General features: G+C 45.1%; 11 protein-coding genes. 3 read left to right on the forward strand and 8 right to left on the reverse strand.

All coding sequences use genetic code 11. The features are described from left to right. Window positions 1–26: 26 nt before the first annotated feature. Complete coding sequence (locus Q0198_RS10845) at window positions 27–188, reverse strand: hypothetical protein (RefSeq protein WP_297898051.1); 162 nt, start codon at window positions 186–188, stop codon at window positions 27–29. Between the two features lie 384 nt (window positions 189–572). On the opposite strand from Q0198_RS10845, the gene Q0198_RS10850 reads away from it, so the two are divergent. After that, window positions 573–1730 carry a hypothetical protein gene (locus Q0198_RS10850; RefSeq protein WP_297898053.1) on the forward strand — a complete coding sequence of 386 codons (1158 nt, stop codon included), beginning with the start codon at window positions 573–575 and terminating at the stop codon, window positions 1728–1730. Window positions 1731–2315: 585 nt separating this feature from the next. Here the strand turns inward: Q0198_RS10850 and Q0198_RS10855 are convergent. The 3 genes from Q0198_RS10855 to Q0198_RS10865 form a co-directional block, all read right to left on the reverse strand. Then, complete coding sequence (locus tag Q0198_RS10855) at window positions 2316–2696, reverse strand: CrcB family protein (protein ID WP_297898055.1); 381 nt, start codon at window positions 2694–2696, stop codon at window positions 2316–2318. A gap of 267 nt (window positions 2697–2963) precedes the next feature. Next, on the reverse strand, window positions 2964–4658 hold the full coding sequence (locus tag Q0198_RS10860; RefSeq protein ID WP_297898057.1) for a Na+/H+ antiporter NhaC family protein: 1695 nt from the start codon (window positions 4656–4658) through the stop codon (window positions 2964–2966). A 16-nt stretch (window positions 4659–4674) separates the two neighbouring features. After that, window positions 4675–5421, reverse strand: a complete 747-nt coding sequence (locus Q0198_RS10865; RefSeq protein WP_297898059.1) for an SDR family NAD(P)-dependent oxidoreductase — start codon at window positions 5419–5421, stop codon at window positions 4675–4677. Between the two features lie 338 nt (window positions 5422–5759). Between Q0198_RS10865 and Q0198_RS10870 the strand changes: the two genes are divergently transcribed. Continuing rightward, on the forward strand, window positions 5760–6359 hold the full coding sequence (locus Q0198_RS10870; protein ID WP_297898061.1) for a hypothetical protein: 600 nt from the start codon (window positions 5760–5762) through the stop codon (window positions 6357–6359). Window positions 6360–6954: 595 nt separating this feature from the next. Here Q0198_RS10870 and Q0198_RS10875 read toward each other — a convergent pair. From Q0198_RS10875 to Q0198_RS10890, 4 genes are all read right to left on the reverse strand, one after another. After that, complete coding sequence (locus Q0198_RS10875) at window positions 6955–7497, reverse strand: DJ-1 family glyoxalase III (RefSeq protein ID WP_297898063.1); 543 nt, start codon at window positions 7495–7497, stop codon at window positions 6955–6957. A 10-nt stretch (window positions 7498–7507) separates the two neighbouring features. Continuing rightward, complete coding sequence (locus Q0198_RS10880) at window positions 7508–8083, reverse strand: cytochrome c (RefSeq protein WP_297898065.1); 576 nt, start codon at window positions 8081–8083, stop codon at window positions 7508–7510. Between the two features lie 75 nt (window positions 8084–8158). Beyond that, entirely contained in the window at window positions 8159–9364 is a 1206-nt protein-coding gene (locus Q0198_RS10885; protein ID WP_297898067.1) for an OprD family outer membrane porin, read from the reverse strand. 793 nt (window positions 9365–10157) lie between these two features. Then, a complete protein-coding gene (locus Q0198_RS10890; protein WP_297898070.1) occupies window positions 10158–10544 on the reverse strand; it encodes a hypothetical protein in 387 nt (128 codons plus the stop codon). A 318-nt stretch (window positions 10545–10862) separates the two neighbouring features. Between Q0198_RS10890 and Q0198_RS10895 the strand changes: the two genes are divergently transcribed. Further along, entirely contained in the window at window positions 10863–11228 is a 366-nt protein-coding gene (locus tag Q0198_RS10895; protein WP_297898072.1) for an EamA family transporter, read from the forward strand. The last annotated feature ends 581 nt before the right edge of the window (window positions 11229–11809 follow it).

Raw genomic sequence — 11809 nt, forward strand, 5'->3', positions numbered from 1 at the left:
CGGAATTTCGCCGCGGATTTGAAATTTTAAATTTGATAGGGCACGGGCGCGCGAGCCATGAAATTTAGCCCGCTGCTAGAGATTAAATTTTGCGCATGCTTCTTGAAGAGCGCTTTAAATTTGCTCGCACTTAGGGCGTTGAGATTTATTCTCGCCGCCGCGCCGTACTTATCGCTAGACCGCGACATTTCGCCGCCTTGTCGTGAAATTTTGTGTGAGCTTCACCGAGCTTCGGCGGAATTTTATTAAGGTGCGCTTGTTAAATTTCGCGGCGAAGCTGCCCTGATTTAAGGCGTGAAATTTCGTCGCGGATTTGAAATTTTAAATTTAGACTAGGGCGCGGATAAAATGCGCGCGAAGTTAAAATTTAGCGCGCCGCGCAAACCGCCGCCGAGAGAAATGCGGGTTAGAGTGCGAGCCTGTAGACTACGAAGTCATATTACTAAACAAAAAGGCGAGCTGCTAAAAAGCCTTAGCGAAGCAATAGGCGAAGCGTACAGATAATACACAGAGGATTTCAAATTTAAAGCAAAATTTTATACTTTTTAGGTGCAACGAGGTAAAATTTAGATATGAAAACTTTTATAAAAATTTTAAAAATTACCGCCTTGGTCGTGAGCGTTGCGTGCGTGCTTTTTGTGCTGTATATATTTGTGATTTTAAATTTGCTTTTTTCATCCGATACGCCCGAAGGTTGCGATCCTAGTATGCCCACTAGCGCTTGCGATTATATCGATGAAAAATTTGAAAAAGAGCTGCAAAATTTGCCCCCGGTCGCCGCTCTGCCGTCCTTAGACAAAAGGCCCGTATTTTGGCTAGGCAAAGGCGATTTTGCAAAGGGAGCGGAGTTTGATTACCTATATATCAAGGACGAATTCGGAGTTTGGCTTAGATACAAAGATAATGACAGCGACGACTTTTTGCTACAAAAAGATATGCCAGAGCGCTACTATGGATACGACGAGATCGATCGTTCGCCGGACGAAAGGTGGGTAAGTGGAGAGCTTGGATATTATAGCTACGGCATCTACGATATTTCGCTTTTTGAAAATGAAGCCAAGATATTTTCTCAAACGGCGCATAAGGTCGTGAGGAAATTTATCGGTTTCTTTAATCTACACTCTATGAGGGGCACATCTTTTGCAGCTCCGCAAGGCACCGAGGAAAATTTAAACGCTATAAGCGAGCTTCAAACTCCGCTTGCGGATTTTCCGCAAAAGCAGAACTACTCTGCGCTTGGTTGGGCTGATAAACCAGAAGCCAGAGGCTATGTCGGAGATGAAATAGCCAAAAAACTCGCTCGCAACGTCTTTGAGATAGAGGGCGATGGGTGGCGACAGACCATCCGTATAAACAGCCGCGCCAAGGATATCAAGGTTATCTGCGGAGATGAAATTTGCCTCGCGCTTGCCTTTGATGAGAGCGAAATCAATAGCTGCGATAACGGCGCTGCATCCACGGCAGTTTATACGCTAAATTTAAAGCAAAAATTTAATAATTTTCATACGCTTACTAGTAGGAATTTTAACTACGTAAAGCTCGGCGATAAGTATACTTTAGACGATGTGGAATCCTTTAAAATAGTTTTATCGAGATTCAGATATATCGAGGGGTATAACAAAGGTCGTGAAATCACAGACTACGAGGTTATCTTGCGAAATAGCGAAGGCGAGCAGGTTAATGAAATCTGCAGAAACGAAATTAAGAGGGCTCGCAGTCGCTTGCGATAAATCTAAGATAGCGCTGCAGGATTTGACACATAAGATCGTGATTACGACGCGCTTTAATTTAGCTTCTAAAATTTACGTGAGAATTTTAAAATTCTAAGCTTCAAGCTTTAAAATTTGCCCACGGAGTTTTAAAATTTATCGCGCGGCTTAGGTTTATTTTATCCGCGCCAAGACAGCGAAATTTTTAGGGCGTCGCGATAACTAGGCGCAAGATAGCGAAATTTTACAAAGCTGCGGTAAACAAGATACGCAGAGAATGCACGCAAATTTCAAATTTATCTGGATTTTGCCAGCCTGCCCGACGCCGAGCACCATTATTTAGCTACAATCCCTCTCGCTCGCTTTACTTTTCGCTCGTCTTACGATTTGCTCGCCTTATAATTCCTGCTTGATATTGCACTTTGCCGAAGCTACCTCGCGTTCTTTCGCAAAGCTGCACGGCATGTGGGATTGTGCCCATCGCTCGCAGATTTTGCAGCACATGCGCGCGATAAAATTCCGTAGCGCAGGCACTTTAAATAAATTTCGATTTAAAAGCAGCGCAAGCTTAGAGGCGATTTAATTTAAAACTCACGTGCTCCACGGCTAGCCTGCAAGCGCTCTGCCTGCGAGCAGCCCAGCGTAGCAAAAAAGCATACAAACGCATACGCTTAAGACCGCGTTTAGCACACCGATAGCAAATTCTCGCGCCAGCAATAATTGCAGCGTATCGTAGCTGAACGTAGAAAATGTCGTAAAGCCGCCCAGCGCGCCTGCGACAAAAAATACCCGCAGGCTCTGCGTTAAATTTAGCGCGAGTAAAAACCCTATCAGCAAGCTTCCCAGTGCATTTACGCAAAAAGTAGCGATCGGAAACGCGCTCCAAAATCCGGCGCGGTCCATTGCACGCGCGATCGCTCCGCTTAGGCCTACTCGCGCCATCGCGCCTACACAGCCGCCTAGCCCCGCTAAAATCAAGTTCGTCAATCCAAGTCCTTTTAAAATTTGTAAATTTTATTTCGCCATCTAGCCTCCATAGGACGAAAGATGTGTGACTTCGCTATTTTAACGCAGCTCGTTAAAATTCCGCTTTTAAAATTTGCTCGCGCTTTTTGAAATTTCGTTTTAAAATTTTACTAGCGCGACGGAATTTTACAGAGTGAAATTCCGCAAGGCAGATTAGAATTTCGCCCAGCAGAATTCCACATCGTTGCGGAATTCAAAATTTAAAAGCAAATTTAAAATTTGCGAGAGCTACTCCTCTATCTTTTTACCTGCGAACCGCACGAGAGCCCACGTAACGGCAAGCCCCATTGGTAGCGCGATCCAGACGCTAAGTCCTAGCGCTACGGGCAGGTAGCCGGCTACCACGGCGACCGCGCCGACTGAAAGAGCGTAAGGCATCTGCGTCTTTACGTGCTCGATATGATCGCAGCCCGCGCCCATCGACGAAAGGATCGTGGTGTCCGAAATCGGCGAGCAATGATCGCCGAAAATCGCGCCGGTTAGCACACCCGAGATATTTACGATCATATAGGCGTGAAGCGCATCGCCCGAAAGCCCGTAATGAAGTCCCACGGCGTTTGCCAAAGGTATGGCAAGCGGCATTAAAATTCCCATCGTGCCGTAGCTCGTGCCCGTCGAAAAGCTAATGAACGAGCCCAACACGAAAATCGCTACCGGAAGCAAGAATTTCGGCGTGTTTTGGCTTAACATATCGACCAGATAGCGCGACGTGCCGAGCTCTTTGATGACAGAGCTGAGCGACCAAGCAAGCAGCAGGATCACGATCGTAACGATCATCGTCTTCCACCCCTTGATCCACGTAGAGATCGCCTCTCTGACGTCAAAAATTTTGCGGTAAACGCTCATAAATATAGACACGACCGTAGCAAGAAGCGCCGCTTGAAAAAGCGCGACCGACGAGTTCGCGTTGCCGAACGTCGCCTGAAGCGTTGCAAAGCTTAGCGGAGCGGCTTTTGCGGCTGCGAGAGCATCGCCTTCAAGCTTGCTTAGCCCGCTAAAATAAAAGCTCGCAAACGCGCCGCAGATTAGCACTATAAGCGGGATAACGGCGTTTGATGCCTGCGGCTTGATCCCCTCTTTGGGCTCTAGCGTTTTATCTTCGAGCTCGGCAATGTTAGAATTTTTAGAGTGGATTTCGCCCGTCGCCGCGCGCCTTTCGGCAGAGAGCATCGGCCCGAAATCTCTACGCATAAAGGCGACGTAAACCACGAAAGCAAGCATGAAAAGATTATAGAAGCGATACGGCATAGTTTGCACGAAGATCGAGAAAGCGTTTATGTTTTGCACGCCGATCTGATCATATCCCGCTCTTATCAGAGAGACTTCAAGACCTACCCAGGTAGAAATTAGCGCGATACCCGCAATCGGTGCGGCGGTGGCGTCGATGATAAAGGCGAGCTTTTCGCGGCTGACCTTAAATTTATCGGTGATCGGTCTCATGACGGGGCCTACGATCAGTGCGTTTGCGTAATCGTCGAAAAATACGAAAAGGCCCATAACCCACGTTGAAATTTGCGCTGAGATACCAGTTTTAGCGCGCTTGCTAATCCAAAGCGCCACTGCTTTCGTGCCGCCCGTCCTGCTAATCAGCGCGACCACGCCGCCGATACAAAGCACCTGCAAAAGCACGCCCGCGTTACCTTTGCTAGCCATCGAGCCCACCACGCGCGCGACCAGATCGGTAAAGCTGCCCACAAGCGCGGAGATCGGATTGTCGTTAACGACTGCTAGCATATAGGTGCCGCTAAAAACGCCGATGAAAAGCGATAAAATCACCTCTTTGGTGATAAAGGCAAGCGCGATCGCCACGACGGGCGGCACCAGCGTCCAGATGCCGAAAAGCTCGGCATTATGCTGTCTGGTCGCGTCATCTACCGCAAACGCGGCAACCGATAAAAACATTAGTAATATAATTTTTTTCATTTTCTCGCCTTAGAATTTAATGCTTTTCGATAAAAAGCCCAGCCCAGCTCTGCTGCGTCGCCATCGCCTCAATCACGTTGATATTTACGCGGTGGGGCATCGCTAGGCAGCTTAGTACGATCTGTGCGATATCCTCTGGCAGGATCGCATCGACCCCCTCATACACGGCCGCAGCGCGCGCTACGTCGCCTTTAAAGCGCACCTCGCTAAACTCGCTCTTACAGATTCCCGGCGCGATCTCCGTCACGCGGATACCAGTGCCGCGCAGGTCGTTGCGGATATTACGGCTAAACTGCTTGATAAACGCCTTGCTCGCGCCGTAAACATGGCTACCTGGATAGGGCCACGCGCCCGCAGTCGAGCCGAGATTGAAGATATAGCCGCTTTTGCGCGCGATCATAAGCGGTAGCACCGCCTTGGTCGAATACAGCACGCCTTTGATATTCGTATCGACCATCGTCTCCAAATCCTCTACGGGCGTCTGCGCGATCCCCTCAAGCCCGAGCGCAAGGCCTGCATTATTTACGAGCACCTCGACGTCTTTAAAATTTTCAGGTAGCGCGCTTACAGCATCAAATACCGCAGCTTTATCGCGAATGTCCGCGGCGATAATGTGCGTGTTGCCTAGCTCGCCGGCTAGCTTCTGTAGCCGATCTTTGCGACGCCCAAGCGCTATGATCTTATAGCCCTGCGCGCTAAGCGCCCTAGCGATCGCCTCGCCAAAGCCGCTCGTAGCGCCCGTGATGAATGCCGTATTTTTCATATAATCCCCTTTGCGTAAAATTTTAAATTTAGCGCAATGATAACGCAAAACGGATTTAGAATTTATGAATTTTATCTTGCGGCGCGGGCGCGGATGAAATAATGCGAAGGCATTGAGCTTGCTTCTAGCGCGCACGAGCTCGCGATCGGCAGCGGATTTGGCGAGCGCACGGCTAAATTTAAAATTTTGCGCCGTTTGTTTTTCGCAGTTTGCTATAATTACCTAAATTTAGGAAAAAGGCAAATGAGCAAATTTGTACGATTTATCCTCGTAGTATCTGTGTTTGCGCCACTTATGCGGGTCTGAAATATGCTTTTATACTCTTTATCACGTGGCTCATGTTCAGTGGGATATATTTTGACGGGCCGGGTGCACTGCTCGGCATACCGCTCACGTTTTTAAGCTCGTCGGTTATATTTGATTATTATTGTATTGCGCTGGGCTCTCATCTGCTCTTTTTATCGCTGCTTAAAGGGCGCGACGTGAAAACGCGGTGGATTTTACCTTTATTTTTTCTCATAACGCTCGCGTTTTGTAGCTTTTGCGTCTTAATCGGGCACGAAGATTATCAGCGCATAAACGCGCTTTTTGCACTCTTGCTTATCTCTCCTTTTACGCTCATCGCATACGCCATCGTTACGACCGTAATCCTTGCCAAAAATAAAATTTCGGATTATTATCCGGTCTTAATCGCGATAATTTTTGTGCCCATTCATGCCGCCAGCATAGGGATATGGGGATTAGAACGCATACATTTTGGAGTATTTCTAAACGCGACGATACTGGGGAATTTTTATTTCACAGCGAAAATCGGGCGCGTAAATTTGATCGCACATAGACCCGTACCCTACAAAACGCAAAATTCTAAAGACCGCGTTATCAAAACAATACAAAGCAGCGCGACATTTTTAAACGACGATATTTTAAAGAAGCGCTAAATTTTATCCTTTTTAGGAATTCTAAATGGCACTTTCGTCGCGCGCTACAAGCTTATATGCTTCTTGATAGATCTGTGCTTTACCGACAAAACCTTCAAAAACTGCGCCGTTTTGCCTCTTGATACATCGACGTCGCTATTTGATCAAATTTAAATCCAGCGCGATCTCGTCGTTTTTGATCACGCCGATCCCCTTATTTAGCACGTTTGCGCGATCTATTTGGCTTCTACTAGCGAGTGCATCGCGAAGATGCCGCACTGAAATTTATTCAGCTGAGTATCCTTTTAAGAGCCTACGCCCAAAATATCCCTTCATACTCGCGTTTCACGCCGTCGTGATGTTAATATTTGGTTTTAATAGCAACTAGCTCCAATAAAATTTTATCTGTCACGCACAAAGTTTTTTGCGTTTTTCGATCTAAAATTTGAGTTGCAAGAATTCCATTTGTCGTTTACGGATACTCATAATAAATATTGCGGCTATTTTATACGTGTAGAGTAAGATAAAATTTGCAGTTCTCGGGCGTGGCAAAATCACGCGCCCATTTTACAAATGGCAAAATAAAGTGTGCTGGAATCGGCCTTCACTTGAAATTTTATTTAAAAAGCAAATCGGATTTTAGCTTGGAATAAACCTGTTCGCCTTTTAACTCGCGGACGATTTGCAGTGCGAATTCCATCGCAGTAGCGGGACCTTTCGAAGTCATTATATTTTGATCTTTTACGACATTCGCCGAATTCGTATAGCCTGGGTGAGCAATCTGATTTTCAAAGCCTGGATAACAAGTGTAAGAGCTTTTTAGCACACCCGCGGTAGCTAAGGCCCACGGAGCGGCACATATTGCGCCGATTTTTGCGTTATTTGCATCGAAATCGCGCAGTACTTGCCCCAGCCTCTCGCTCTTTGCCAAATTTTCGGCTCCGGGCAAGCCGCCAGGCAAAACGATCATATCAAATTCCGAAACTTTTATATCGTCTAAAATTTCATCGGCGATCATCTCTACGCCGTGCGCACCACAGACGCATTTCTTATCCAGCCCCACGGATGCTGCATCGATCTCCGCGCGGCGCAAAATATCGATCAAACTTACCGCCTCGATCTCTTCAAAACCGTTTGCCAAAACGATCGCTACTTTCATCTACGCTCCTTTATTTTAGGTATGAGCCCTGCTCGCTCGGGGTGGTCGAAATTTCAGTATTCGTGCTCCTACTAGACGAGCTATCGTATAGGAACGAATCGTCGCCTTTTAGATAAGCAATGATGTAGCCCAGCTCCGTAGCGCCCGTCTTAGCGGCGATCGGCTGCATGATATTTTTCATCTTGCCACCATAACTTAGATCTGTAGTGTATTGCGACATAGCTATCGAGATCTCTTTGGCATCCAGATCCTTGAGTTTACGTGATACTCCATAAGCTTTTTTTTGGCCATTCTCGCCGTGGCATGAAGCGCACTTCTCAGCAAAGATAGCTCCACCTCTTTCTTTTAAAAAATTTATATTTCGATTTATCTTGCCGCTATGGATTTTACTGCCTGCGACCGGAGTGTTTTTGTAGATATTTACGGTTACATTTTCATCTTTAGAATGCTTTTCGATCAGGGATTTTAGCTCTTTGGCAAACTCACCTTTAGCTTCGAATACATACGTATCATCGCTTGCTTTATCTGCGGCATTTAAATTAAAGGCAAAAAAACATGCTAAAAAAGAAATTTTAAAAATTTTCATAGAAAACCTTGATTTAGAATTTAAAAAGGGCGAAGCAAAAGCTTCGCCCTAATTTTACCTGTATAAGGTAAATAATTAGAAGCTGTATTTAGCCTCAAATCTGATGCGATCTTTTTTCTCATCAAGACCACCAGCAGCATCGTCAATCTTATAGTGAGAATACCAAGTTTTAAAGCTTAGCTTTTCATTATATTTATAAGAAATTCTACCTACTACTTCGTATGCATCGTCACCATGCGCTTTACCGTCTAGGTAATCAGCACCAATTCTGATACCAGTATCAGGTATAGTATATCCTGCTACTACATACCAATAGTGGTTCTCGCCAGTAAAGCTTCTATAATCTAGCAACTCTTCACCTGGGCTAATGAAGGATCCTTGATCTTCAAAGGATACAAAAGAAAGGCTGTCTTTATGATCAGGTTCAAATTTCAAATAACCCGCAGCTAAATCAACGCCAAAGAAACCAGCACTTGCTTCTGCGGCCCAGAAATCTGCATCATCGGCACCTACTACATTTTTATAGTCGCCATCGAAATCAGAAAATGCATACTGACCTTTTACGCCGAGATTAAAATCATCAGAGATATCAAAGCTTAAAGCCAGTTCTGCAGCGAAAAGATCTGCTACATCTTCTAAAGAGTTATACCATAATTGGAAAGATACGGGATCATATGAACCCATAAATCCTATGCCATATAGGTTATGATCGGTAGTTAGCTTATTATTTACGCTAGCCCAATCAAGGCTTGAAATATCGCCATCGTTCTCTAGAGAATCCATCCAAAAGCCACTAATTGTTAAGCCCTCGATATCGGTACTAGTAATCTTAACGCCATCTCCATACATATCATCGGTAAAGAATGAGCCTATGCCCTGGCGACCAACTGCAATCGTAGTACCGCCGATAGTGTATCCCAAGTAAGCCTTAGCAATATCGAAATCAGAATCCGGGTCTTCTCTTCTTGCGCCGTAATTGCCATGATATTGACTATTTGAAGAAGAAGCGGATTCGCCATGATCTTCATCCATAAATCTAATGCCTACTACACCAAAGAAGTTATCGTCGATTTTAGCTTTAAAATCTACTTCCGATTTAAACTGCCAAACACCTCTATTGCTATCTGCTTTATTTTTAAGGTGATCGTGAGTATATCGCATACGAGCGTATCCGTTTAGATCCACGTCCTTGATAGCTTCCTCTAACGGAACAGCACTTGCACTCATAGCAAGAGCACCTGCAGCGACTGCTGCCGCTAAACTAAGTTTAACTAGTTTCATTTTGAACTCCTTTAAAAGTTTGTAAGCGCAATAGTAGCACAAAATGACAAATTATATGCTTAAAATAGGCTGAAAAATACTAAAATTTTACCAAATTGTTACCGAGTATTTACCGAAAATCTAAATTTAACGGGCATAAAAAAAGCGAGACCCACACAGGCCTCGCCGATTATTGAAAGGAGTTCTAATTTCGATGTGGGGATTATATCAGGCTGCGGTAAACAGACGGCAACACCTCTTTCATGCGGGAGAAATTTCATAAAAATTTTACGACGTAAAATTTTATGGATAAAATTTCAAGATACGAAATTTGCAAAGCGTGGGTTTTAAAAATCCACGTAACATCTTATCAGCGGAGGATACAGCACTGAAAACGAGCAGTCCGTGAAAAACTGCGAGAAAGAAAATTTATAAGAATTTCGCAATCAAAATTCTAGCGCCAGCCATATTTCTATAATATAAAATTTTGCGGACAAAATGGCACTATGCAGAAAGGAATTTTAAGCGCGAAAGCAAGTGGATATGAAATGCGAGTCGAGCCATATAAGTAAGATGTGCAACGCAGAATTTCGTGAAATATAAAATTCCACAACTTATAAAATATAAAATTTATGCAGGCGTCGCGTAAAGAATCAGCGGACTTTAAAGCGCAAGCAAATCGCGCCAGCCCGCCATGATTAAGAACAGGAAACTATTGCCTTCATAAGAGTAGGGAGCGAACACAAAAGCGTTTCGCAAATTAAAAGCAGGCTCGCTTACCCTCAAGGGCACAGCGGCTAAAAATCGCGTAGGATTAAAAGCTGATATTTTCGCTCTCTGGTACGGCAATAGCGTCGTTTTTATGCATTTGTTTGGTCTCGATTTTGCCGATGTCATAAGCGCGCGGAGCAACGGAACCCGCTTTGCGCGAGATGATTCGCATATCGGTGATAGCGCCTGAAGCGGTACTTATGTAGGCAGTATCTCCTGCAGCCGCATAATATCTGCTTGCACGAGCGGTGTATAGCTCGCCGCTGGATAGGTCTTTAAACGTATATACGTAAGCTGTGGAGCTTTGGCGAGTGTAGTTTACGATCTCGGATTTTAACGAGCGTAAGTTGCCTGCAGGCGTCGGAGCGGTGCTTACGGCGCAGCCTGCGATGCCAAGAGCCAAAAGTGCGGAAAATATGAAATTTTTCATTCAGTATCCTTATTTGTAAAATTTGAACTTTTAGAGTAGTAGGTTTGGGCTTAAAGTTTGCTTTTTTGAGAGGCATCGGAGTGGAATTTAAACGACGATGGATGCGCTTGCGTCGCTGGCATTTGTTTTTGAGGAGCGTCGAAGTGGAATTTAAACAGATCTCTCTTAGCGTTAGACGAAGCGAGAATGCGCTTTTGACGATTTTTCTATATATGCGGGGTAGAATTTAGCAGTAATCGCGAGCGAGACTTGGTAGTCGCGTCTAAATCAAACACGGCAGAACTTTAGCTTCTTTTACCTGGCTAGCTCGCATCAGCGATATTTGCTAAAATCGGGCTTGAAGGCATTAACTCTCATTTCGCGACTTTTATCCGCACGATCATCATCGCCCTATGTCTCGCCGCATTCCTACGCTACGCTAAAGCCTGGCAGCCGTTATCGAGCCTGAGCCCTCGCAACTGGGTATTTTTGATACTAAGCGGATTAGCTACGGGCGCATCGTGGCTAGCGTATTTCAAAGCTCTGCAAATCGGCAAAGCTTATCAAGTAGCACCGATCGATAAACTAAGCGTAGTACTCGTTGTGATCATCGCCGTGATCTTTTTAGGCGAGCGCCCGAGTCTTCGCGAATGGCTCGCGCTAGCACTCATCGGCGCAGGTGTAATAATGCTAGCGTTTAAATAGGGTAAAATTTGCTTAAATATACTCTTGTGCTCTTTTTAGCCGCTACTCTCGCGCTACGCCATACGCTTTGTCGTAAGATAAACCTACTGCCGCTTCTGCAAAATTGCCGCCCTAAACCGCTATGATTTCTTATGGCTTGACATTTAGCCTACACGATTTCTAGGCATTGCCTGAAACGTGCCGGTAATCGGTTTGCCGATACCTTGCTATAGTTAGGCGGTCTTTAGGGTAATTTTAGTTCTGCTTAAAAGTAGTGAGATTAAAATTTATGAAAAATCAGGAATTTACGCCTTAAAATTCCAAAAAATATCGGCTCGCCGTACCATAAAATAAAATCGTATCCGCAAGTTTAAATCAGACTGGAAACTCTAAATCTACAGTATAGTCGAGCAAGCTAATTACGCAAGATGCGAATTGAAATCTTGCACACTTCCATAGCTCCGCCTAAATCTATGCACTTGCTACCTAACCCTTGCATTCGCCGCAAGCGCTAGACTTGTAGAATAATAAGCTAAGACCGGGAGAAATTACTCTCCCTTACCCTTCTTACCCCTCTTACCTTTAGCCTTAGACGATCCCTC

It is taken from the genome of uncultured Campylobacter sp. (genome assembly GCF_938045205.1).
In the GTDB taxonomy this organism is placed as follows: domain Bacteria; phylum Campylobacterota; class Campylobacteria; order Campylobacterales; family Campylobacteraceae; genus Campylobacter_B.

What these genes read in the sequence shown, in the direction of transcription:
- Q0198_RS10845 (WP_297898051.1), bottom strand. Translation starts at nt 188, where the DNA reads ATGTCGCGGTCTAGCGATAAGTACGGCGCGGCGGCGAGAATAAATCTC.
- Q0198_RS10850 (WP_297898053.1), top strand. Translation starts at nt 573, where the DNA reads ATGAAAACTTTTATAAAAATTTTAAAAATTACCGCCTTGGTCGTGAGC.
- Q0198_RS10860 (WP_297898057.1), bottom strand. Translation starts at nt 4,658, where the DNA reads ATGAAAAAAATTATATTACTAATGTTTTTATCGGTTGCCGCGTTTGCG.
- Q0198_RS10865 (WP_297898059.1), bottom strand. Translation starts at nt 5,421, where the DNA reads ATGAAAAATACGGCATTCATCACGGGCGCTACGAGCGGCTTTGGCGAG.
- Q0198_RS10870 (WP_297898061.1), top strand. Translation starts at nt 5,760, where the DNA reads ATGTTCAGTGGGATATATTTTGACGGGCCGGGTGCACTGCTCGGCATA.
- Q0198_RS10875 (WP_297898063.1), bottom strand. Translation starts at nt 7,497, where the DNA reads ATGAAAGTAGCGATCGTTTTGGCAAACGGTTTTGAAGAGATCGAGGCG.
- Q0198_RS10880 (WP_297898065.1), bottom strand. Translation starts at nt 8,083, where the DNA reads ATGAAAATTTTTAAAATTTCTTTTTTAGCATGTTTTTTTGCCTTTAAT.
- Q0198_RS10885 (WP_297898067.1), bottom strand. Translation starts at nt 9,364, where the DNA reads ATGAAACTAGTTAAACTTAGTTTAGCGGCAGCAGTCGCTGCAGGTGCT.
- Q0198_RS10890 (WP_297898070.1), bottom strand. Translation starts at nt 10,544, where the DNA reads ATGAAAAATTTCATATTTTCCGCACTTTTGGCTCTTGGCATCGCAGGC.